This is a genomic window from Bacillus sp. GMs2/2, from assembly GCF_050172095.1.
GTDB lineage: Bacteria > Bacillota > Bacilli > Bacillales > Bacillaceae_G > Bacillus_A > Bacillus_A cereus.
Genome location: NZ_JBNLYE010000010.1, coordinates 12,661 through 35,010, shown reverse-complemented (window position 1 = coordinate 35,010; position 22,350 = coordinate 12,661). Strand labels below are relative to the sequence as shown.

Sequence of the window (22,350 nt, the reverse complement as noted above, 5' to 3'; positions counted from 1 at the left end):
TTATTGTATAAAAGTTTGAAAAAGGGGGCTTATAAGAACAATGTCTTCAAAAACGGAAGAGAAACTGGCAACTGGTGCACAGCTATTGTTAGAAGCGCTAGAAAAGGAAGGCGTAGAAGTGATTTTCGGTTATCCGGGTGGTGCCGTTTTACCTCTCTATGATGCATTGTATGATTGTGAAATTCCGCATATTTTAACAAGGCATGAGCAAGGGGCAATTCACGCTGCTGAAGGGTATGCCAGAATTACAGGGCATCCAGGGGTTGTAATTGCAACGAGTGGGCCAGGTGCTACAAATGTAATTACGGGTCTAGCTGATGCGATGATTGATTCATTGCCACTTGTAGTATTTACAGGCCAAGTAGCAACAACGTTAATTGGGAGCGATGCTTTTCAAGAGGCAGATATTATGGGACTTACGATGCCAGTGACAAAACATAACTATCAAGTACGAAAGGCCTCAGATTTACCTCGAATTATTAAAGAAGCATTTCATATTGCTAAAACTGGAAGACCAGGACCAGTCGTTATTGACCTTCCGAAAGATATGGTAGTCGAGAAAGGTGAGCAATGTAGCAATGTACAAATGGATTTACCGGGATATAACCCTAATTATGAACCGAATCTACTTCAAATAAACAAATTACTCAAAGTAATTGAAACCGCAAAAAAACCGTTAATTTTAGCTGGAGCGGGTATATTGCATGCGAAAGCTTCGAAAGAATTGACAAATTTTGCTCGTAAATATGAAATCCCTGTTGTGCATACATTACTTGGTCTTGGTGGTTTTCCACCAGATGATGAACTATTTCTAGGGATGGGAGGAATGCATGGTTCTTATACAGCCAATATGGCGTTATATGAATGTGACTTACTCATTAATATAGGCGCGAGATTTGATGATCGACTTACAGGGAATTTAGCTTATTTTGCTAAAGGGGCTACTGTTGCGCATATCGATATCGATCCAGCAGAAATCGGGAAAAATGTGCCAACTGAAATTCCTATTGTTGCAAGTGCTAAGCGGGCATTGGAAGTATTACTTGAACCAGAAGGGGGAAAAGAAAATCATCATGAATGGATCACTTTATTAAAGGGGAGAAAAGAACAATATCCATTCTCTTATAAAAGAAATTCTGAAAGTATTAAGCCCCAATACGCAATTGATATGTTATATGAAATTACGAAGGGAGAAGCGATTGTAACAACAGACGTTGGGCAACACCAAATGTGGGCAGCCCAATATTATCCGCTGAAAAATCCAGATAAATGGGTAACTTCTGGTGGATTAGGAACGATGGGGTTTGGATTTCCAGCAGCAATCGGTGCGCAAATTGCAAAGCCTGAAGAATTAGTTATTGCAATTGTTGGTGATGCTGGGTTTCAAATGACTCTACAAGAATTAAGTGTATTAAAAGAACACGCTTTACCCGTTAAAGTATTTATTTTAAATAATGAAGCTTTAGGAATGGTAAGACAATGGCAAGATGAATTTTACAATCAAAGATATTCACATTCTTTATTACCATGCCAACCAGATTTCGTCGCTCTTGCGAATGCATATGGCATAAAAGGTGTTCGTATTGACGATCCACTTCTTGCAAAGAAGCAAATCCAGCATGCTATTGAATTACAAGAGCCAGTCGTAATTGATTGTCGTGTACTTCAATCAGAGAAGGTTATGCCGATGGTTGCGCCAGGAAAAGGTGTTCACCAAATGGAGGGAGTGGAAAAAGGGTGAAGAGAATTGTTACAGCGACAGTTCGAAATCAAAGTGGTGTTTTAAACAGAATTACAGGGGTTATGACACGAAGACATTTTAATATTGAAAGTATTTCAGTAGGTCATACAGAATCATCAGATATATCGCGAATGACGATTGTTGTACACGTTGAAAGTGAACAGCAAGTGGAGCAGTTAATTAAACAACTGCATAAGCAAATTGATGTACTGAAAGTATCAGATATTACAGAAGAAGCGATGATTGCTAGAGAGCTTGCTCTTATTAAAGTAGCAACTTCTGTAGCGAGGGCAGAATTATATAGTTTAATTGAACCGTTTCGAGCCGCTGTAATAGATGTTGGGAAGGATTCCATAGTTGTGCAAGTAACAGGTACGCAAGATAAAGTAGAAGCGTTAATTGAATTACTTCGTCCATACGGTTTGAAAGAAATTGCTAGAACAGGTGTAACAGCATTTACACGTAGTATGAAAAAACAAGATAAGCAAGTTATGTTAATTCAATAATCATTTAAATATAGGGGGAAATGAAAATGGCAAAAGTTTATTATGAGAAAGATGTAACAGTAAATGTATTAAAGGAAAAGAAAGTAGCAATCATCGGATATGGCTCGCAAGGTCATGCACATGCGCAAAATTTACGTGATAACGGATTTGATGTAGTAGTAGGTTTAAGAAAAGGTAAGTCTTGGAATAAAGCGAATGAAGATGGATTTTCTGTATATACAGTAGCAGAAGCAGCGGAAAAAGCTGATGTAGTAATGATTCTACTGCCTGATGAATTACAACCAGAAGTATATGAAGCTGAAATTGCACCAAATTTACAGGCTGGAAACTCCCTCGTGTTCGCACATGGATTTAATGTTCACTTTGATCAAGTAAAACCACCAGCTAATGTAGATGTATTTCTAGTAGCGCCAAAAGGACCGGGGCATCTCGTACGCCGTACGTTCGCCGAGGGCGGGGCTGTTCCTGCATTATTTGCAGTATATCAAGATGCAACAGGAGTTGCGACTGAAAAAGCACTTTCTTATGCTGACGGAATTGGAGCAACGAGAGCTGGTGTACTAGAAACGACGTTTAAAGAAGAAACAGAAACAGATTTATTTGGAGAGCAAGCTGTACTCTGCGGCGGAGTGACTGCACTTGTAAAAGCAGGGTTTGAAACGTTAGTTGATGCAGGATATCAGCCTGAACTTGCATATTTTGAATGTTTACATGAACTGAAGCTAATCGTTGACCTTATGTACGAAGGTGGACTTGAAAATATGAGATATTCAGTTTCAGATACAGCGCAGTGGGGAGACTTCGTATCAGGACCACGCGTTGTTACTGAAGATACGAAGAAAGCGATGGGGGCAGTATTAGCAGAAATTCAAGATGGTACATTTGCAAGAGGCTGGATTGCAGAGCATAAAGCAGGAAGACCAAATTTCCATGCGACAAATGAGAAAGAGAATAAACATGAAATCGAAGTAGTTGGACGTAAATTACGTGAAATGATGCCTTTCGTACAGCCGCGAGTAAAGGTAGGGGTTAAATAATATGAAGCAGGTTTTGTTCATGGATACAACGCTTCGTGATGGCGAACAATCACCAGGAGTAAATTTAAATGAACAAGAGAAATTACAAATTGCTAGGCAATTAGAGAGGCTTGGTATTCATGTAATGGAAGCTGGATTCGCGGCAGCTTCCGAAGGTGACTTTCAATCGGTAAAACGTATTGCGAATACAATTCAAAATGCTACGGTTATGAGTTTAGCTAGAGCGAAAGAAAGTGACATTCGAAGAGCATATGAAGCTGTGAAAGGTGCTGTATCTCCTCGTCTACACGTATTTTTAGCTACGAGTGATATTCATATGAAATATAAACTTTGTATGTCAAAAGAAGATGTGTTAAATAGTATTCATCGCTCGGTTACGCTTGGAAAATCATTATTTCCGACAGTACAATTTTCTGCAGAAGATGCGACAAGAACATCGAGAGCATTTTTAGCTGAAGCAGTAGAAATTGCAATTCGAGCAGGAGCGAATGTAATTAATATTCCGGATACAGTTGGATATACGAATCCAGAAGAGTATTATTCTCTTTTTAAATACTTACAAGAATCCGTTCCATCATATGAAAAAGCGATTTTTTCTTGTCATTGTCACGATGATCTTGGTATGGCAGTAGCAAATTCGTTAGCTGCGGTTGAAGGAGGAGCATTGCAAGTAGAAGGAACGATTAATGGCATTGGAGAAAGAGCAGGGAATGCAGCGTTAGAAGAAGTTGCGGTAGCTCTTCATATTAGAAAAGATTTTTATAAAGCAGAGCCTTCAATGACTTTAAAAGAAATTAAGGCGACGAGTATATTAGTAAGCAGGTTAACGGGTATGGTTGTACCGAAAAATAAAGCAATCGTTGGAGCGAATGCATTTGCTCATGAATCGGGCATTCACCAAGACGGGGTTTTAAAAGAAGTAACAACTTATGAAATTATCGAACCAGCGCTTATAGGAGAATCTCAAAATCTCTTTGTACTTGGGAAACATTCTGGCCGTCATGCGTTTACGGAAAAAATGAAAGAGCTTGGTTATGAATTTACAAATGAAGAGCGAGATGCGGCATTCGAAGCATTTAAAAAATTGGCTGATCGTAAAAAGGAAATTACTGAAGAAGATTTACGCGCACTTATGCTTGGTGAAGCAGCATTTGCAGCTCAGCAATATAACATTACGCAATTACAAGTGCATTTCGTATCAAATAGTACACAATGCGCAACAGTTGTGCTGAAGGATGAGGAAGGAAATGTATATGAAGATGCAGCCACTGGTTCTGGTAGTATTGAAGCGATATACAATGCGATTCAAAGAATTTTAGGATTAGAATGTGAATTGGCAGATTATCGCATACAATCTATTACACAAGGTCAAGATGCACTTGCTCACGTTCATGTTGAATTAAAAGAAGGTAGTCACCAAATATCAGGTTTCGGAGTTGCGCAAGACGTATTGGAAGCGTCGGCGAGAGCTTATGTCCATGCAGCAGGGAAATTAAAATCTCTTATAGCGCTTGTGAAATAAATATTTGATAGGTGAGAGAAGCTTTCCTCACCTATTAAAATAAAGTTCTGAAAATTCAGTTAAAAGGAGTGTTAAAAATGGAAAAACGTATCGTTTGTTTAGCTGGTGATGGTGTTGGTCCAGAAGTAATGGAAAGTGCGAAGGAAGTATTGCATATGGTAGAAAGGCTATATGGACATCATTTTCATTTGCAAGATGAGTACTTTGGTGGTGTTGCTATCGATTTAACTGGGCAACCATTACCACAGCGAACACTTGCCGCCTGTTTAGCGAGTGATGCGGTTTTACTTGGAGCAGTAGGTGGACCAAGGTGGGATAGTGCGAAAGAAAGGCCTGAGAAAGGATTATTAGCATTAAGAAAAGGACTTGGTGTATTTGCGAATGTTCGCCCTGTAACGGTAGAAAGTGCAACTGCACATTTATCACCATTAAAAAACGCTGATGAAATTGATTTCGTTGTCGTTCGTGAATTAACAGGCGGAATTTATTTTTCTTATCCGAAAGAGCGAACGGAAGAAGTGGCGACAGATACACTTACGTATCATCGCCATGAAATTGAACGTATCGTTTCGTATGCTTTTCAATTAGCGAATAAGCGGAAGAAAAAAGTAACATCTATTGATAAAGCGAATGTTTTAGAGTCTAGTAAATTATGGAGAACTGTGACAGAAGAAGTAGCACTTCGCTACCCAAATGTGGAAGTAGAACACATTTTAGTAGATGCAGCAGCTATGGAATTAATTCGGAATCCAGGAAGATTTGACGTTATTGTAACGGAAAATTTATTTGGTGATATTTTAAGTGATGAGGCTTCAGTATTAGCTGGATCATTAGGAATGCTTCCATCAGCAAGTCACGCTGAAAAGGGGCCTTCATTATACGAGCCTATTCACGGATCAGCACCGGATATTGCGGGGAAAAATAAGGCGAATCCAATTGCGATGATGCGTTCTGTTGCAATGATGCTTGGGCAATCGTTCGGATTAACGAGAGAAGGATATTCAATTGAAGAAGCAGTTTCTGCAGTCCTTAAATCAGGAAAATGTACAGCAGATATCGGGGGGACTGAAACGACAACTTCATTTACAAAGGCAGTTATTCAAGAAATGGAAGAGCAAGCGTTAGTAGGGAGAGGAAGATAATGGGGAAAAGGTTACTAGATAAGCTTTGGGAAAGACATGTAGTTGCGACTAATGAAAATGGATTGGATTTATTATATATCGATCTACATCTTGTTCATGAAGTAACGTCACCGCAAGCCTTTGAAGGCTTGCGGCTTACAAATCGAACAGTCCGCAGACCAGATTTAACATTTGCAACGATGGATCATAATATTCCAACGAAAGATGTTTGGAATATTACCGACCGCATTGCGAAGCAGCAACTAGATACACTTCGGGAAAACTGTAAACAATTTCAGGTGCCATTAGCGGATATCGGAGATGAAGAGCAAGGGATCGTTCATGTAATAGGACCAGAACTTGGACTCACACAGCCAGGAAAAACGATTGTTTGTGGTGATAGTCATACAGCAACACACGGTGCTTTTGGCGCACTAGCGTTTGGTATTGGTACGAGTGAAGTGGAACATGTATTGGCGACGCAAACGTTATGGCAACGAAAGCCGAAAGCAATGGGCATTGAGTTAAAAGGAAAGTTACCGCAAGGTGTTTATGCGAAAGATATTATTTTACACCTTCTTTCAAAGTACGGAGTAGCAGTTGGAACAGGTTACGTAATGGAATTTTACGGAGAGGCCATTCATGCTATGGATATGGAAGAGAGGATGACGCTTTGCAATATGGCAATTGAAGGGGGAGCAAAGGCTGGCATTATTGCACCAGATGAAAAAACGGTTGCTTACGTAAAAGGGCGTAAATATGCACCGAAAGACTATGAATCTATTAAGAAAAAATGGTCAGAACTTTATACAGATTTAGATGCAGTTTATGATTTACATATTCTAGTAGATGTTACGGATTTAGCGCCGTACGTTACGTGGGGAACAAATCCTAGTATGGGCGTTCGGATCGATGAGAAATTGCCAGAAAAGCATGATGCAAATGACGAAAGAGCGTTTTCTTATATGGGATTGAGTCCCGGACAAAGTACGTATGACATTCCAGTTCAACATGTTTTCATTGGATCTTGTACAAATTCCAGGCTTTCTGACTTAGAAATTGCTGCATCTGTCGTGAAAGGTAAAAAAGTAAAAGAAGGTGTGCGAGCACTTGTTGTACCTGGATCTCAAAGGGTAAGAGAAGCAGCGATGCATAAAGGATTACATCGCATATTTGAAGAAGCTGGATTTGAATGGAGAGAGCCCGGATGCTCAATGTGTCTAGGTATGAATCCAGATCAAGTGCCTGAAGGGGAACATTGTGCCTCTACGTCAAATCGCAATTTTGAAGGAAGACAAGGAAAGGGAGCACGAACGCATTTAGTTAGCCCGGCAATGGCGGCAGCGGCTGCGTTATATGGTCATTTTGTTGATATTAGAAAGGAGAGTTATGATGGAGCCATTTCGTATTCATAAAGGTACTGCCGCAGTACTGATGAATGATAACATTGATACAGATCAAATTATTCCGAAGCAATATTTAAAGAGAATTGAAAGAACTGGGTTTGGGAAGTTTTTATTTGATGAGTGGCGATATGATAATAATCGCCAAGAAAACCCTAATTTCCCGCTTAATGCACAAGAAAGAAAAGGAGCCAGTATATTAATCACAGGTGATAATTTTGGATGTGGCTCGTCAAGAGAACATGCTCCATGGGCGCTTGCTGATTATGGTTTCCGCGTTATTATCGCTGGAGGATTTGCCGATATCTTTTATATGAATTGTATGAAGAATGGCATGTTACCGATTGTAATGGATAAAGATATGCGTGAACAACTTGCTAAAACAGATGCGAGGGAACAAATTACAGTTGATTTAGAAAATGAAATAATGACAACGAATACGCATAGATTCCATTTTACAATCGAGAAAATGTGGAAAGAGAAGTTATTAAATGGTTTAGATGAAATTAGTATTACAATGCAATATGAACAAGAAATAAAAGAGTATGAAAGAAAAGTGGCTTTACATTAAAAAAGTGACGGAATATTAAAAATGTATTTACATTCAAAATTAACTGTTATATACTATGTGAAAATCAGAGGAGAAAGGGAGTAAGTATTATGAATATCGTGCAATCTATTACAATGCTTACACAACTACATCATCATACATGAAACCCTTGAACCTAGCGTGAAAACGTGTAGGTACAAGGGTTATTCCCGTTGTACCTACACTCTACTGAAGAGCCTTGTAGGTATTTTGTCTACAAGGCTCTTTTTATTTTCGGCTTAGGGGAATGAAATAGGCATACATTAGAAGGGGAAAGGTGTGAAAATTTAGATGACAAAATGGAAACGAGCAAACCCGAATGGAACGAGAGATTATTTATTCGAAGAATGTACGTTAATTGAAGAAGTAGAACAGAAATTAAGGCTTACTTTTTTAGAGAGAGGTTATGAGGAAATAAGAACACCTACAATTGAATTTTATGATGTTTTTGCATTTCAAAATAGACCGATAGATGAAGAGAAGATGTATAAATTTTTTGATGAAAAGGGAAGGATTATCGTTTTACGTCCAGATATGACAATTCCTTTAGCGAGAGTTATTGGAACACAGAGATGGGATACGCCACTTAAAGTGACGTATAGCGGGAATGTATTTCGAGCGAATGAATCCCATTCTGGAAAATATAATGAAATCGTACAAAGTGGTATTGAAGTTATCGGGATTGATAATGTAAGAGCTGAAATTGAATGTGTAATAAGTGTCATTCAAGCACTTCAAAAGTTGAAGGTGCAATCTTTTACAATTGAGATTGGGCAAGTACAGTTATATAAATGTATTGTAAAAAAACTCTCCATCCATGATGAAGAAGAAAGGGTACTTAGAACGTATATAGAAAGTAAAAATTATGCAGCCCTCTCAAATTTTATCGGAGAAAAGAAATTAAATCGATGCGATGAGACAGTAAGGTTACTTGAGAAATTGCCAAGGCTATTTGGAAATTTAGAAGTTATTGAGGAAGCAGAAAAGCTTGCTTCAAGTAATGAAATGAAAATGGCAATTGCAAGAATAAAAGAAATGTATGAAACAATTGAAACGTTAGGATATGGTTCTTACATATCAATTGATTTGGGCATAATTCAACACTTAGATTACTATACGGGTGTTATTTTCAAAGGATATATATATGAAATTGGAGAAGAAATCGTTAGTGGCGGAAGATACGATGAGCTAATTGGCAATTTTGGAGAAATGCTGCCAGCTGTTGGACTCGCGGTACAAGTAAATCAAATTGTGAAGGCGCTGCAAGAGCAGCAAGAACCATATGAACGAAATCAAATTGATATTGTGATTCATTATGAGTTAAATAGATTAGCGGAAGCAGAAAGGTTACGAAATTTACTTCGAAAGGATGGGAAGAATGCTTGGTTATCTCTATTCTCTAATTTAAGCGATACCTTTCAATTTGCAAGAAAAAATAAAATAGGAACGGTTGTTGAGGCAAAGAATGAATATTTAGTGGAATATGTATGGAATGAGAAATGGGTAGTCCAGAAAGAAGGAGAGGCTTCATGCGTAACATTCAAATTGCGTTAACGAAAGGAAGATTAGAAAAACATGTCATTCCACTTTTTGAGCAGATTGGAATTGATTGTTCCGAGCTCAAAAATAAAGGTCGGAAGCTTGTATTTCAAAGTAAAAATACAAATATTTCATTTATTTTAGTAAAAGCGGTTGATGTTGCTACTTATGTAGAACATGGGGTAGCTGATATTGGCATCGTTGGAAAAGATATTTTAATGGAAAACGAGAAAGATATTTATGAAATGCTGGATTTAGGAGTGGGGATTTGTAAGTTTTGTGTTGCTTCTATTCCTACGTATAATCCGAAGAGTTACCGGAAGAAAAGAATCGCTACGAAATACCCACATATTACTTCTACTTATTTTCATGATAAGGGAGAGGATGTAGAAATTATTAAAATAGAAGGTTCTGTAGAAATCGCTCCTCTTCTTGGATTGGCAGATGCGATTGTAGATATTGTTGAAACAGGAAAAACATTACAAGAGAATGGACTCATTGTATTTGAGGAAATGTACTTTATATCGGCTCGGATGATTGTAAATAAGGCAGCCTTAAAAACTAAAAAAGACGAAATATTCAGCATTATAAATATGATGGAGCAAGAAATCTTATCAGGGAAATAGGAGGATTTAAAATGGAAATCATTTATGAAGACTTTAAGGAGGCATTATCTAAAATAAAAGTGCTAAGAGAAAACGCTAATATAATAGAAGAAACTGTTCAAAGAAGTGTAAGAGAAATCATTAGACATGTAAGGGAAGGAAATGATGAGGCTTTATCTTTCTATACAAAAAAGTTTGATGGTGTAGAGATGAAAGATTTTCGTGTAAGTGAAGAAGAAATACAGCAAGCGAGTATGTTTGTAGAGAATTCATTTTTAGAAGCTTTAAAAGAGGCGAAGAAAAACATTGTTTCGTATCACGAAAAACAAAAGAAGTATTCAATCTTCGATTGTGAAAGTAAAGGCATAATTAGAGGGCAGCTTATTCGGCCATTAGAAAATGTAGGTGTATATGTACCAGGTGGGACAGCTTCATATCCTTCTTCAGTATTAATGAATGTATTGCCGGCGAAACTTGCAGGTGTGAAAAAAATTGTAATGGTAACACCGCCGAGGAAAGGGGGAATTGATCCTCATATAGTAGCTGCTGCAAATCTTGCGGGAGTAGATGAAATTTATACGATAGGTGGCGCACAAGCAATTGCTGCTTTAGCATACGGGACGGAATCGATTCCGAAAGTGGATAAAATAGTTGGACCGGGAAATTTGTACGTCGCTCTAGCGAAACGAGAAGTATACGGGATAGTAAATATCGATATGATTGCTGGTCCATCAGAAATTGTAGTTGTCGCGGATGAAACAGGTAATGCAAAATATATCGCAGCGGATTTATTATCGCAAGCAGAGCATGATGAGAGAGCAACGGCGATTTGTATTACAACGAATATGGAACTAGCTAAAGAAGTAGAAAAAGAGGTAGAAAGACAGTTAGAAACGTTACCAAGAAGTGAAATTGCACGTGAATCAATAAATAGAAATGGAGCCATCTTTATCGTTGCTTCTTTAGAGGAGGCACTAAAGTTATCAAATGAAATTGCTCCAGAACATTTAGAGTTACATATAAAAGAACCGATGAATGCTCTAGATTATGTGAAACATGCAGGCTCTATTTTCCTTGGGCCATATGCACCTGAACCGCTCGGGGATTATTTGGCGGGACCGAATCATGTATTACCAACGAGCGGAACGGCAAGATTTTTTTCTCCGTTATCAGTCGATGATTTCGTGAAAAAATCAAGTTTTATTTCTTATACAGAGGAAGCATTAAAAAATGTACAGCATCATATTGTAGAGCTTGCAAATAAAGAAGGGTTACATGCACATGCGAGAGCAATCCAAATAAGGTTTGAGGAGGAAAAATAATGCGTCAGTCCAGTCAAGCACGTGAGACGACAGAAACAAAAATTAAATTAAGTTTGCAGCTTGATGAAAGTACGAGTGTATCTATTCAAACGGGGGTTGGTTTTTTCGATCATATGCTGACTTTATTTGCTAGACATGGAAGATTTGGATTGCAAGTTGAGGCAGAAGGTGATGTATTTGTCGATGCACATCACACCGTTGAAGATGTTGGAATTGTACTCGGAAATTGCTTGAAAGAAGCATTGCAAAATAAAGAAGGAATTAATCGTTACGGTTCCGCGTATGTACCGATGGATGAATCTTTAGGATTTGTTGCAATTGATATAAGTGGACGCTCATATTGTGTATTTCAAGGGGAATTAACAAATCCGAAGCTCGGGGATTTTGATACAGAATTGACGGAAGAATTTTTTAGAGCAGTTGCACATGCTGCCAATATTACATTACATGCGCGCGTTCTATACGGAAGTAATACACATCACAAAATTGAAGCATTATTTAAAGCTTTTGGTAGAGCGCTTAGAGAAGCGGTCGAAAAAAATGCCAACATTACTGGTGTAAATTCAACGAAAGGGATGTTGTAATTGATTGCCATTATAGATTATGGAATGGGGAATATTCGCAGTGTAGAGCAAGCATTAAAATATACTGGCGCAGAGTACATTGTAACGAGTGATAAAGAAGAGATATTGAGAAGCGATGGCGTGATTCTACCGGGAGTAGGTGCATTTCCGAAAGCGATGGAAGTATTAAAAGAAAGAGATTTAGTGTGTGTACTAAAAGAAGTTTGTGACATAGGAAAACCACTCCTCGGTATATGTTTGGGCATGCAACTTTTATTTGAACGAAGTGAGGAACTAAAAGATTGTAGCGGGTTAGGTTTACTACCAGGTGAAATTCGGAAGTTAAAAGTTTCGTATAAAATTCCTCATATGGGATGGAATGAATTAAGGAAGGAAAGAGAATTTCCGCTTTGGAATGGATTAGTGGATGGTTCTTTCGTGTATTATGTTCACTCATATTACGCGGATTGTCCAGATGAAATTGTATGCGGAGTAAGTGATTATGGAATGCAAATACCAGGGTTTGTCGCGAAAGGAAATGTATTTGGTGCACAGTTTCATCCAGAAAAAAGTGGCGAAATTGGCATGCAAATATTAAAAAATTTTCAAGGAGTGGTAGAAGCATGGAAATCTTCCCAGCTATCGATTTAAAAGAAGGGCGATGCGTTAGACTTTATCAAGGAGAGTTTAGTAAAGAAACGGTGATGAATGAAGATCCGGTAGCGCAGGCGATCATATTTGAAAAGCTTGGAGCGGAAATACTACACATTGTTGATTTAGACGGTGCAATTGCTGGCGAGTCGTTAAATTTGCCCGTCATTGAAAAAATCTGCAAGGCGGTACGTATTCCTGTGCAAGTGGGAGGAGGAATTCGTTCACTTGTAACGGTGGAGAAGTTATTGTCAGCAGGTGTAGAAAAAGTGATTTTAGGAACAGCAGCTCTTTATGATAAGTCATTTTTAGAGGAAGCAGTTCGTCTATATAAAGAGAAAATCATTGTTGGAATTGATGCGAAAAATGGTTTCGTAGCAACGAGAGGTTGGCTTGATCTGTCTGAAATTTCTTACGTTAGTTTAGCGAAACAAATGGAAAGTTTAGGTGTTCAAACGATTGTGTTTACAGACATTTCGAAAGACGGGACGCTTGCAGGTCCAAATTTTGAACAATTAGCGATACTTCAAAAAAGTGTGGGCATTCGTCTCATCGCTTCTGGAGGAGTGGCATCTATTCAAGATGTGAAAAAGTTAAATGATATGAATATATATGGTGTCATAATTGGAAAGGCGCTTTACGAGAAAACGATTGATTTAGAAGAAGTGTTACAGGTAACGAAGTTATGTTAGCGAAACGAATCATTCCATGTCTAGATGTGAAAGAAGGGCGAGTCGTAAAGGGTGTAAATTTTATAGGATTACAAGATGTCGGTGATCCGGTTGAAATAGCTGAAGCATATAACGAGGCAGGGGCAGATGAAATCGTATTTTTAGATATTACAGCGACTCATGAAGGAAGAAAAACGATTATAGATGTTGTAGAAAAAACAGCAGCTAAAGTATTTATTCCTCTTACGGTTGGCGGGGGGATTTCAAGTGTGAAAGATATGTACAATTTACTAAGAGCTGGAGCAGACAAAGTTTCAATAAACTCAGCGGCAGTGCGAAACCCGAAGCTTATAGAAGAAGGGACAGAACACTTTGGATCACAATGTATTGTCGTGGCAATTGATGCTAGAAAAGTAGCAGAAGGTAAATGGAACGTATACGTCAACGGCGGAAGAGTTGACACAGGAATGGATGCCATAGAATGGGCGAAGCGTGTTGTTAAACTTGGGGCAGGTGAAATTTTGTTAACGAGTATGGATGCAGATGGAACGAAAAGCGGATATGACCTTCGTTTAACAGAAGAAATTTCAAAAAGTGTTTCCATTCCAGTCATCGCATCAGGGGGCTGTGGTCATACGGATCACATTATAGAAGTTTTTCAAAAGACAACAGTTGATGCAGCGTTAGCGGCATCCATCTTTCATTATGGTGAGGCGACAGTGCAGAGTGTAAAGCGAAAATTAAGAGATGCAAATGTTGAGGTGCGGTTATGAAACCTAATTTTTCAAAAGGATTAATACCAGCAATTGTCATCGAAGAAGGTACGAAAGAAGTTTTAATGCTAGCTTATATGAATGAAGAAGCATATGAAAAAACGTTAGAGACGAAAAGAACATGGTTTTATTCTCGTTCTAGGCAGTCGTTATGGAATAAGGGGGAAACATCAGGGAATCTTCAATATGTGCAATCTTTATATTTAGATTGTGATCAAGATTCAATTGTTGTGAATGTGAAACAAGTAGGACCTGCTTGTCATACGGGAGAGAAGACATGTTTTCACTATCAAATTATATAGGGGGATACATATGGAAAATGCCTTTAAGTTGCTGTATAAAACAATTGAAGAACGAAAGGAAAGCCCACTTCCTGAATCGTATACAAATTATTTATTTTCAAAAGGAGAAGATAAAATTTTAAAGAAAATTGGTGAAGAGTGTGCTGAAGTAATTATCGCATGTAAAAATAATGATAAAGAAGAAGTAGTGAAAGAAATGGTTGATGTATTTTATCACTGTTTCGTTTTATTAGCTGAAAAAAATATTACATTGGAAGATGTCATGCGGGAGGTGAAAGAACGAAATGGAAAGCTTTCGAGAGTTGGGGATAGAAGGGAAATAGATACATTATAAGGGGGAATGTATATGAAAGTAGATTATCATCTTCACTTAGAAGAAGGACCGTATTCAATAGGATGGCTTGCTAAAATAAATGAAGCGCTGGAACGTTATGAACCGCTTCAAGAAAGGCATTCTATTGATTGGCTTATGAAAACACAAGAGCGTTTGCAAAAGCGTGTGAAGGAAGGGCCATTTACAACAGAATGGATGGACCTCTATTTAGAAGAAGCTGTGCGAAAAGGTATAACAGAAGTTGGGATTGTTGATCATTTATATCGTTTTCATGAAGCGAAAGGATATTATGAAAAATATGTAGATATTAGTGATTCTAAGCTCGGTCGTATACAGAAGGAATGGTTAGATCAAGTAAGGGTAGTTTCACTGTATGATTTTACAAAGGTCATTGAAGAGGCGAAAGAACGATGGAGTAAAAGAGGTGTCACACTTAAACTTGGAATTGAAGCGGATTATTTTATTGGTTGTGAAGGAGAGTTAAAAGAATTATTAGCGCTAGGAGACTTTGATTATATAATTGGTTCCGTTCATTTTCTAAATGGCTGGGGATTTGATAATCCAGATACGAAAGAATATTTTGAGAAGCATGACCTACGCGCATTATATGATATGTTTTTTAAAACAGTTGAGAGTGCGATTCGTACCGAGTTATTTGATATTATCGCTCATCTTGATAATATAAAGGTATTTAATTATCGATTGGATGAGAATGAACAGCTTTCTTATTATGAGGAAATTGCCTGTGCGTTAGTAGAAACGAATACGGCAACAGAAATAAATGCAGGATTATACTATCGTTATCCTGTTCGTGAAATGTGCCCAAGTCCACTATATTTACAAGTATTAGCTAAGTATGGTGTTCCAATTACGATTTCTTCGGATGCCCATTATCCAAATGATTTAGGGAATTATGTACAAGAAAATGTACAAACATTACTAGCTCACGGTGTTACTCAGGTTGCAACATTTACGAAGCGAGCAAGAGTAATGAGGTCGCTTGAAGAAGAAGTAACAAATTCAAAATGAAACGCAATTTTTTGATGAAAACCGTCCTTTTTGTTCAAAATAAGAAAGAATGAAAAGGAGGGTAAGAAATGGCGAAACAACAAAATAAACAAAATGTACAAGGTGCACAGCAACAAGCTTATACTTCTGAAACGAATGCTGAATCTCAATCGGTTATTGAGGAGCAAATTAGCGATACGGTTGCAGAAGGAACGATTGATGTGAAGCTTGGAAAAGAATCGCAGGAAAAAGCGTAAGAAAAGGGGAGAGTTGCATCTCCTCTTTTTTCATGGAAAAGTGTCGATTTTTAAAACTATAATCAAATTCCTTGGTTTTTATATGTGGATTTCTTACAATGAAATATAAGAGATATCTTATTTTCTATAGAAGAGGTGTTAGTAGTGGCAAAAATATTAGTAGCGGGAAAAATTCCGGAAATTGGATTAGAACTATTAAAAGATCATGATGTAGAAATGTACGATAAAGAGGAGTTAATTTCTATAGATGAATTAACAGAGCGTGTAAAAGATAAAGATGCATTGTTAAGTTTACTTTCGACAAAGGTGCCAAAAGAAGTTATTGATGCAGCGCCTCATTTAAAGATTGTTGCAAACTATGGTGCTGGTTACGACAATATTGATTACAAGTATGCGGGCGAAAAAGGAATTGCAGTTACGAATACACCGAAAGTATCAACGGAAGCGACTGCAGAATTAACATTTGCACTTCTTTTAGCAGCGGCGCGTAGAATTCCTGAAGGGGATACGTTATGTCGTACGACTGGATTTAACGGATGGGCACCGTTATTTTTCTTAGGACGAGAAGTTCATGGTAAGACAATCGGAATTATAGGTCTTGGAGAAATCGGGAAGGCTGTTGCAAAACGTGCGAAAGCATTTGGAATGGATGTTTTATATACAGGGCCAAATCGTAAGCTTGAAGCTGAAAGTGAGCTGGGGGCAACGTATGTGATGTTGGAAGAATTATTACAAACAGCAGACTTTATTACAATTAACTGTGCTTATAATCCAAATTTACATCATATGATTGATGAAGAGCAGTTTAAAATGATGAAGAAAACAGCGTATATTGTAAATGCTTCACGTGGACCAATTATGAATGAAGCAGCACTTGCTCATGCATTAAAAACGAATGAAATTGAAGGAGCAGCTCTTGACGTGTTTGAATTTGAACCGAAAATTACAGAAGAGCTAAAAGAATTAAAGAATGTAGTACTTGCTCCACACGTAGGGAATGCAACATTTGAAACTCGTGATGCGATGGCTGAAATGGCTGTCAGAAATATTTTAGCTGTATTAAACGGCGAAGAGCCAGTAACACCTGTAAATCAAAAGGTATTAGTTACAAAATAAAAAGAAACCTTCCGGACTCGGAAGGTTTTCTTATTTTTCTTTATTCGCTTTTTTAGACGGTCTTTGTCTAATGAATTGAGATAACATGTACAAAATATATAGTGGAATGGCAATAAATAAGAAAACAGAAAAATTTCCAAATCCTGTTTGATACATTGTAATAATGATTCCAACTAAAAATAGTGTAATAATGATGCTATATCGTGGAATTGGTACATCTTTTAAACTTGGGATACGAATGCGGCTCACCATTAAAAATGCGAACGTTACAAATACGGTAATAAGAACGATTTTTGGAATGGTATGTGAAAATAACGTTAAGAAAGCAACAAGCCCTCCCGCTGCTGTAATCGGTACTCCAGTGAAATATTTCATTGAAGTAGAAGATGGTGTTACATTAAATCGTGCTAAACGATATGCTCCGAAAAGAGGGAATAATCCCGCTATGTATAATCCGATGATTCCGTAGTTTGAGAAAGATGTGTAATACATTAAAACAGCTGGTGCTGCACCAAATGTTACGACATCTGCAAGCGAGTCGAGCTCTTTTCCCATTTGTGAATCAACACGTAATAAACGAGCAACACGACCATCAAGACTATCTAACATCATCCCGATAAGTACTAAAATAGCAGCTGATTTATAATATCCTAAAGATGCATAGCCGATTGATAAAAATCCGCTATATAAATTTCCGAGCGTAAATAAGTTTGGAATAGCTGCTCTATACAAAATCTGATCCCTTGCTTTCTGTAATAAATTCTTAATTAGTGTATGAAAGTTTACTTATTTTATCATACCATAAATTTATTCCTCATACGAAAGAAATTACCAATTTGTGAAAGATTTCATAGAAGGATGGTTTGAAAATTAAGTGAAAATAAAAAGAGGAAGCAACTTGTATAAAGTTGCTTCCTTTACTATTCAAATTTCGTTGTCATCGTTCCAGTTTTATATCGATTATTAGGATCGAAGCGTAATAAATCTCCATAAATTAATTTATCGGAGAGTTTTAATTCTGTTTTTGCTTTTTCAATATACGGCTGACATAGCGTCATGTCAGCTTCTTCACCCGTACTTCTTTTGTAGCACATATTTTTTGTATAAACATACTCTTCAGAAACAAAGCTACCATCACGCATTACCATAAGCGGGTCTTTCTCTTTAATAAATAAGTCAGTTCCAAATTCAACGGATTTATTTGTTTTAATACCAAGTAAATGAAGGAGCGTTGGCTTAATATCAATTTGACCGGATACTTTAGAAACAACTTTTCCTTCTTGGCCAGGCACATGAATAATAAGAGGGACTCGTTGTAATTGCATAGAATCGAATGGTGTAATAGTATCTTTTCCTAGGAACTGTGCCATAGCTGCGTTATGGTTTTCGGAAATACCGTAATGATCACCATAGATGACAATAACGGAATTATCATACAATCCTTCTTCTTTTAATTGTTTAATAAATAATTTAAGAGCTTCATCTGTGTAACGAACAGTTGGGAAGTAGCGGTTTACAACACCACTTTCCGAGTTGAATTCATCAACATATTGATCTTCCGGATTTAGAAGAAATGGAAAATGATTTGTTAATGTAATAAATTTTGTATAGAACGGTTGCGGTAAAGATTTTAACTTTGGAATAGATTGTTCAAAGAACTCTTTATCTTTTAATCCCCAACCGACAGACATTTGCTCCGTTCCTGCGTAATCATTTAAATTAAAGTAACGATCATATCCAAGCGCAGGATACATTACATCCCGATTCCAAAACGTTTTATCATTTGAATGGAAGACGGCAGAAGAATATCCGTATTTCTTTAATTGTTCTGGTGTCGCTGTGTATTCATTTGTCGCATGAGTAAAGAATACAGAACCACGATCTAGCGGATAAAGTGAGTTTTCAACGATAAATTCAGCATCAGAAGTTTTACCTTGTCCAGTTTGATGATAGAAGTTATCGAAATAGAAACTATCCTTAATAAATTCATTTAAAAATGGTGTAATTTCTTTTCCATTTATTTTTTTATTAATAACAAAGCTTTGTGTAGATTCCATTGAAATTAAAATTACATTTTTACCTTTTGCAGCTCCAAATAAGTTTTTATCAACTTGTTTGTCTTTTGAGTCTGTATAGTTTTTAATTTCAGAAAACCCATCCCCACTTGCAAATACACGCTCAGCTGAAGACTTGGATTGAAGCGTAATATCAAATAGATGATATGTGTATAAACCTAAATTCTTCACGACAGTTTGACGGTCAAATGAGCGTGAGAACATTTGTGGTTTATAAATAACTGATACAACAATTTGTAGTGCTAATAAAGCTGTTACACCGCTAAAGAAAGTTCGCTTCTCTGAGCGGGAAAGTGGTGTTTTGTCGCCAAATGATGGGAATTTACGCGAAATAAACATTAAAATAATTGCATCTGCAAATAAAAGTAATGTTTTGTACGTAAAGAGTTCTTTTATACTTGTCCCTAAATCAGCCATATTGTTTGTTTGGAATAAAACCGGGAAAGTAACGAAATCGTTATAGAACCCATAAAACATTGCGTTTCCAAATAAAATAAATGACAGTATAAAACTGATTCCAATTATAATTCGGTTTCGGTGCTTAGATGCAAGTAAAGCTAAGCCGAAAAATAAAAGTAACGCAGCTAGTGGATTGATAAAAAGCATGAATTCTTCAAAGAAATTATCAATTTTAATATCAAATGCTAGCTTGTACACAATATATGTTTTAATCCATAGTAAAACGACTGCAACGAGTGCAAATCGCAGTTTTGGAAACAGATGTTGTAGCATAATATACTCCTCTCCTAAAAAGCATGACAGTTCTTGAGAGTCAGTTTGCTTAACGACTCATTTTATATATACGAACAGTCCTTTGTTATTATGATTATTATACTATGAGTATCATTATACGAAAATAAAAGAAGGTTGTGGGCTTTTTTATAATAATCGAGTAGAAAAAGAGTGGTGGGAGACAATAAAACAGAATTTCTATGTATGATAATTATTGTACGCAGAAAGAATCGCGTGATAATACGGAGGTTATAATGCGAAAATTATTATATTTTATAGCATGCAGTAGTGTTATACTTTTTACTTCACCAAGTGTGTCGGTAGCCCAATATGATGCACCTCTTATGGAAGATGCACTTTATTCTGTTTTATTTCCAAAAATAAATAAAGCAATTGAAAAACAATATGGAAGTTTGAAACCTTATCAATGTCCTAAAATTATTAGTTTAAAAAAAGTGTATAGCGGTACATATTTATTTCAAGCAAGTATTGAAGTGACAAAGTATGAACGTGTTGCTGGGAAAATTGCTCCACCATTTGAGAAGGTAACGATTACATTTAATAACGAAGAAGGCGAATGGGAAGTAACAAAGGTATTAGTAAAGCGCTTACCAGACGATACGAAATTAAACTGCAAAAAAACAATATAAAAAATTGTTTGACAAATAAAATGGTCCTTTGGTATTGTTAATAGCAACAATTAGATGTTTGAAAATTAAATAGACTTACCTCATCTACTCTCAAAGGTAGAGGCCGCGATAGGAAAGAGTAAGCTATGGGAGATTTAATGGAATCTGTGATCATAGGTTGAAAGGGACTATTGCCGAAATATAAGAATAACCATCTTATTCATATATTGGGACTGCATTGAATAAATGTAGTACTGTCATAAGATTTATTTTATGGAGAGCTATTTGGAGATGTTGATGCGGTTTCTTATTTTGAGGAGATAACAACTCGTTTATTTTTTCAATATATATTTTTCCTAATAAGAAACGCGTGTGAACATTGTTCCGCGCGTTTTTTGTCTATCTAAAAGCGTGCTGCAATGAATAGAAGATTGGGGTTATGAGTTTTAGAGGAAATAAGGGAGGAATTTAAATGTATTTACACGGCACAAGCCGAATTAATGGGCAAGGACACTTAGAAATTGGAGGGTGCGATACGACGCAGCTAGCAAAGCAATACGGAACACCACTTTATGTATACGATGAAGAGTCTATTCGAGGAAAATGCCGAGCATTTCATCGTGCTTTTAAAGAAAGTGGTTTCTCTTATCAAGTAGCATATGCAAGCAAGGCGTTCTTGTGCATGGAGATGTGCCGAGTAGCTCGTGAAGAGAATATGTCATTAGACGTTGTCTCTGGGGGAGAATTATATACTGCGCTCCAAGCAGGATTTCCGGCATCACGTATTCATTTTCATGGAAATAATAAAACAGAAGAAGAAATAGTGATGGCTCTTCAGGCGAATATCGGTTGTTTTGTCGTAGATAACTTCTTTGAATTAGAAGTTTTACACGATTTAGCGATGCAACATGGGAAATTTGTGAACATATTAATTCGTGTAACGCCTGGAGTAGAGGCGCACACACATGAATATATTACGACAGGTCAAGATGATTCGAAATTTGGATTTGGCGTTTCAAACGGTCAAGCAATGCAGGCAATTGGATTTGCTTTACAAAAATCAAATTATAATGTGCTAGGGATCCATTCACATATTGGATCGCAAATATTTGAAACAGCTGGTTTTGTTCGAGCGATTGAAGTTCTTCGCCAATTTTTAGTAGAAGTGAGAGAGCAAACAAACTATGTAGTAAAAGTGTTAAATGTAGGCGGAGGATTTGGAATACGTTACACAGAGTCAGATACACCATTAACTCTTGAGACATATGTGCGAGCTGTAACAAGTGCAGTGAGAGAACAATTTACTGTATGTGAATATCCATTGCCAGAAATATGGGTTGAACCAGGCCGTAGCATTGTAGGTGATGCTGGGACAACACTTTATACAGTTGGATCTGTGAAAGATATTCCTGGTATTCGGAAATATGTATCAGTCGATGGTGGAATGACAGATAATTTAAGACCAGCTTTATATAGCGCGCGTTATGAAGCGATGTTAGCGAATCGAGGGAATGATGAGAATGAGGAACTCGTTTCGATTGCCGGGAAATGCTGTGAGAGTGGAGACATGTTGATTTGGGATATTCATTTACCGAAAGTCGTTGCTTCTGATTTACTAGCAGTTTCCTGTACAGGAGCATACGGGTACTCGATGGCGAATAATTACAATCGGATTCGAAGACCAGCCGTTGTCTTTGCAAAAGGCGGAACATCGCAAGTAGTTGTGGAACGCGAAACATATGAAAATATTATTGGGAACGATCGCATACGTATTAAAGAACTTGTCTAAATAGGAAAAGGAGTTGTTCGTATGGGCAATTCCTTTTTTATAAAATAAAATAATTAAAATATATC

Annotated in this window: 23 protein-coding genes and 1 riboswitch; of the genes, 21 read left to right on the top strand and 2 right to left on the bottom strand. The window is 37.1% G+C overall.

The window, feature by feature from the left end; genetic code table 11:
* The first annotated feature begins 40 nt into the window (after positions 1 to 40).
* From ilvB to ACQGS6_RS03290, 19 genes are all read left to right on the top strand, one after another.
* Positions 41 to 1,741: an acetolactate synthase large subunit gene (gene ilvB / locus ACQGS6_RS03380; RefSeq protein WP_000095832.1), complete on the top strand. Its 1,701-nt coding sequence runs from the start codon at positions 41 to 43 to the stop codon at positions 1,739 to 1,741.
* Positions 1,738 to 2,247 carry an acetolactate synthase small subunit gene (gene ilvN, locus ACQGS6_RS03375; RefSeq protein WP_000822952.1) on the top strand — a complete coding sequence of 170 codons (510 nt, stop codon included), beginning with the start codon at positions 1,738 to 1,740 and terminating at the stop codon, positions 2,245 to 2,247. The genes ilvB and ilvN overlap by 4 nt, the downstream gene beginning before the upstream one ends.
* 26 nt (positions 2,248 to 2,273) lie before the next feature.
* Positions 2,274 to 3,284 (top strand): ketol-acid reductoisomerase, encoded by a 1,011-nt coding sequence (ilvC, locus tag ACQGS6_RS03370; protein ID WP_001151747.1) that lies wholly within the window; start codon positions 2,274 to 2,276, stop codon positions 3,282 to 3,284.
* Between the two features lies 1 nt (position 3,285).
* A complete protein-coding gene (leuA, locus tag ACQGS6_RS03365; RefSeq protein WP_000815753.1) occupies positions 3,286 to 4,806 on the top strand; it encodes a 2-isopropylmalate synthase in 1,521 nt (506 codons plus the stop codon).
* A 77-nt stretch (positions 4,807 to 4,883) separates the two neighbouring features.
* The gene (gene leuB, locus ACQGS6_RS03360) at positions 4,884 to 5,948 is read left to right on the top strand and encodes a 3-isopropylmalate dehydrogenase (RefSeq protein ID WP_000415386.1); all 1,065 of its coding nucleotides are present in this window, start codon (positions 4,884 to 4,886) and stop codon (positions 5,946 to 5,948) included.
* Entirely contained in the window at positions 5,948 to 7,342 is a 1,395-nt protein-coding gene (gene leuC / locus ACQGS6_RS03355; RefSeq protein ID WP_000518102.1) for a 3-isopropylmalate dehydratase large subunit, read from the top strand. Before leuB ends, leuC begins: the two co-directional genes overlap by 1 nt.
* Positions 7,320 to 7,901 (top strand): 3-isopropylmalate dehydratase small subunit, encoded by a 582-nt coding sequence (gene leuD / locus ACQGS6_RS03350; protein WP_000433189.1) that lies wholly within the window; start codon positions 7,320 to 7,322, stop codon positions 7,899 to 7,901. The genes leuC and leuD overlap by 23 nt, the downstream gene beginning before the upstream one ends.
* 309 nt (positions 7,902 to 8,210) lie before the next feature.
* The gene (locus tag ACQGS6_RS03345; RefSeq protein WP_426964882.1) at positions 8,211 to 9,473 is read left to right on the top strand and encodes an ATP phosphoribosyltransferase regulatory subunit; all 1,263 of its coding nucleotides are present in this window, start codon (positions 8,211 to 8,213) and stop codon (positions 9,471 to 9,473) included.
* Complete coding sequence (hisG, locus tag ACQGS6_RS03340; protein ID WP_001244487.1) at positions 9,449 to 10,084, top strand: ATP phosphoribosyltransferase; 636 nt, start codon at positions 9,449 to 9,451, stop codon at positions 10,082 to 10,084. Before ACQGS6_RS03345 ends, hisG begins: the two co-directional genes overlap by 25 nt.
* An 11-nt stretch (positions 10,085 to 10,095) precedes the next feature.
* On the top strand, positions 10,096 to 11,385 hold the full coding sequence (gene hisD / locus ACQGS6_RS03335; protein ID WP_000402914.1) for a histidinol dehydrogenase: 1,290 nt from the start codon (positions 10,096 to 10,098) through the stop codon (positions 11,383 to 11,385).
* Positions 11,385 to 11,969: an imidazoleglycerol-phosphate dehydratase HisB gene (gene hisB / locus ACQGS6_RS03330; RefSeq protein WP_001249951.1), complete on the top strand. Its 585-nt coding sequence runs from the start codon at positions 11,385 to 11,387 to the stop codon at positions 11,967 to 11,969. The genes hisD and hisB overlap by 1 nt, the downstream gene beginning before the upstream one ends.
* Positions 11,970 to 12,599 (top strand): imidazole glycerol phosphate synthase subunit HisH, encoded by a 630-nt coding sequence (gene hisH, locus ACQGS6_RS03325; protein ID WP_000560362.1) that lies wholly within the window; start codon positions 11,970 to 11,972, stop codon positions 12,597 to 12,599.
* Positions 12,572 to 13,291: a 1-(5-phosphoribosyl)-5-[(5-phosphoribosylamino)methylideneamino]imidazole-4-carboxamide isomerase gene (gene hisA, locus ACQGS6_RS03320; protein WP_000402298.1), complete on the top strand. Its 720-nt coding sequence runs from the start codon at positions 12,572 to 12,574 to the stop codon at positions 13,289 to 13,291. Before hisH ends, hisA begins: the two co-directional genes overlap by 28 nt.
* Positions 13,285 to 14,043: an imidazoleglycerol phosphate synthase cyclase subunit gene (hisF, locus tag ACQGS6_RS03315; RefSeq protein WP_000880110.1), complete on the top strand. Its 759-nt coding sequence runs from the start codon at positions 13,285 to 13,287 to the stop codon at positions 14,041 to 14,043. Before hisA ends, hisF begins: the two co-directional genes overlap by 7 nt.
* Positions 14,040 to 14,345 (top strand): phosphoribosyl-AMP cyclohydrolase, encoded by a 306-nt coding sequence (hisI, locus tag ACQGS6_RS03310; RefSeq protein WP_000803961.1) that lies wholly within the window; start codon positions 14,040 to 14,042, stop codon positions 14,343 to 14,345. The genes hisF and hisI overlap by 4 nt, the downstream gene beginning before the upstream one ends.
* 10 nt (positions 14,346 to 14,355) lie before the next feature.
* Complete coding sequence (gene hisE / locus ACQGS6_RS03305; protein WP_000426357.1) at positions 14,356 to 14,679, top strand: phosphoribosyl-ATP diphosphatase; 324 nt, start codon at positions 14,356 to 14,358, stop codon at positions 14,677 to 14,679.
* A 12-nt stretch (positions 14,680 to 14,691) separates the two neighbouring features.
* Complete coding sequence (locus ACQGS6_RS03300) at positions 14,692 to 15,708, top strand: histidinol phosphate phosphatase domain-containing protein (protein ID WP_000861846.1); 1,017 nt, start codon at positions 14,692 to 14,694, stop codon at positions 15,706 to 15,708.
* A gap of 68 nt (positions 15,709 to 15,776) precedes the next feature.
* Positions 15,777 to 15,944: a YozQ family protein gene (locus ACQGS6_RS03295; protein ID WP_001118880.1), complete on the top strand. Its 168-nt coding sequence runs from the start codon at positions 15,777 to 15,779 to the stop codon at positions 15,942 to 15,944.
* A gap of 144 nt (positions 15,945 to 16,088) precedes the next feature.
* Entirely contained in the window at positions 16,089 to 17,060 is a 972-nt protein-coding gene (locus ACQGS6_RS03290; protein WP_001062829.1) for an NAD(P)-dependent oxidoreductase, read from the top strand.
* A 30-nt stretch (positions 17,061 to 17,090) separates the two neighbouring features.
* On the opposite strand, the gene pssA is transcribed toward ACQGS6_RS03290, so the two are convergent.
* Entirely contained in the window at positions 17,091 to 17,792 is a 702-nt protein-coding gene (gene pssA, locus ACQGS6_RS03285) for a CDP-diacylglycerol--serine O-phosphatidyltransferase (protein WP_000285417.1), read from the bottom strand.
* Positions 17,793 to 17,980: 188 nt separating this feature from the next.
* A complete protein-coding gene (locus tag ACQGS6_RS03280; protein ID WP_000939082.1) occupies positions 17,981 to 19,867 on the bottom strand; it encodes an LTA synthase family protein in 1,887 nt (628 codons plus the stop codon).
* A 254-nt stretch (positions 19,868 to 20,121) separates the two neighbouring features.
* Between ACQGS6_RS03280 and ACQGS6_RS03275 the strand changes: the two genes are divergently transcribed.
* On the top strand, positions 20,122 to 20,517 hold the full coding sequence (locus ACQGS6_RS03275; RefSeq protein ID WP_001228824.1) for a DUF3888 domain-containing protein: 396 nt from the start codon (positions 20,122 to 20,124) through the stop codon (positions 20,515 to 20,517).
* An 89-nt stretch (positions 20,518 to 20,606) separates the two neighbouring features.
* Positions 20,607 to 20,788: riboswitch (Lysine riboswitch) on the top strand.
* Between the two features lie 180 nt (positions 20,789 to 20,968).
* Positions 20,969 to 22,285, top strand: coding sequence for a diaminopimelate decarboxylase (gene lysA, locus ACQGS6_RS03270; protein WP_000280645.1), 1,317 nt, complete (start codon positions 20,969 to 20,971; stop codon positions 22,283 to 22,285).
* Positions 22,286 to 22,350: the final 65 nt, after the last annotated feature.

What these genes read in the sequence shown, in the direction of transcription:
- ACQGS6_RS03345 (WP_426964882.1), top strand. Translation starts at nt 8,211, where the DNA reads ATGACAAAATGGAAACGAGCAAACCCGAATGGAACGAGAGATTATTTA.
- leuC (WP_000518102.1), top strand. Translation starts at nt 5,948, where the DNA reads ATGGGGAAAAGGTTACTAGATAAGCTTTGGGAAAGACATGTAGTTGCG.
- ilvC (WP_001151747.1), top strand. Translation starts at nt 2,274, where the DNA reads ATGGCAAAAGTTTATTATGAGAAAGATGTAACAGTAAATGTATTAAAG.
- hisF (WP_000880110.1), top strand. Translation starts at nt 13,285, where the DNA reads ATGTTAGCGAAACGAATCATTCCATGTCTAGATGTGAAAGAAGGGCGA.
- hisD (WP_000402914.1), top strand. Translation starts at nt 10,096, where the DNA reads ATGGAAATCATTTATGAAGACTTTAAGGAGGCATTATCTAAAATAAAA.
- ACQGS6_RS03295 (WP_001118880.1), top strand. Translation starts at nt 15,777, where the DNA reads ATGGCGAAACAACAAAATAAACAAAATGTACAAGGTGCACAGCAACAA.
- ACQGS6_RS03275 (WP_001228824.1), top strand. Translation starts at nt 20,122, where the DNA reads ATGCGAAAATTATTATATTTTATAGCATGCAGTAGTGTTATACTTTTT.
- ACQGS6_RS03300 (WP_000861846.1), top strand. Translation starts at nt 14,692, where the DNA reads ATGAAAGTAGATTATCATCTTCACTTAGAAGAAGGACCGTATTCAATA.
- ACQGS6_RS03280 (WP_000939082.1), bottom strand. Translation starts at nt 19,867, where the DNA reads ATGCTACAACATCTGTTTCCAAAACTGCGATTTGCACTCGTTGCAGTC.
- leuD (WP_000433189.1), top strand. Translation starts at nt 7,320, where the DNA reads ATGGAGCCATTTCGTATTCATAAAGGTACTGCCGCAGTACTGATGAAT.
- leuA (WP_000815753.1), top strand. Translation starts at nt 3,286, where the DNA reads ATGAAGCAGGTTTTGTTCATGGATACAACGCTTCGTGATGGCGAACAA.
- hisG (WP_001244487.1), top strand. Translation starts at nt 9,449, where the DNA reads ATGCGTAACATTCAAATTGCGTTAACGAAAGGAAGATTAGAAAAACAT.
- hisB (WP_001249951.1), top strand. Translation starts at nt 11,385, where the DNA reads ATGCGTCAGTCCAGTCAAGCACGTGAGACGACAGAAACAAAAATTAAA.
- hisE (WP_000426357.1), top strand. Translation starts at nt 14,356, where the DNA reads ATGGAAAATGCCTTTAAGTTGCTGTATAAAACAATTGAAGAACGAAAG.
- hisA (WP_000402298.1), top strand. Translation starts at nt 12,572, where the DNA reads ATGGAAATCTTCCCAGCTATCGATTTAAAAGAAGGGCGATGCGTTAGA.
- ilvB (WP_000095832.1), top strand. Translation starts at nt 41, where the DNA reads ATGTCTTCAAAAACGGAAGAGAAACTGGCAACTGGTGCACAGCTATTG.
- lysA (WP_000280645.1), top strand. Translation starts at nt 20,969, where the DNA reads ATGTATTTACACGGCACAAGCCGAATTAATGGGCAAGGACACTTAGAA.
- hisI (WP_000803961.1), top strand. Translation starts at nt 14,040, where the DNA reads ATGAAACCTAATTTTTCAAAAGGATTAATACCAGCAATTGTCATCGAA.
- leuB (WP_000415386.1), top strand. Translation starts at nt 4,884, where the DNA reads ATGGAAAAACGTATCGTTTGTTTAGCTGGTGATGGTGTTGGTCCAGAA.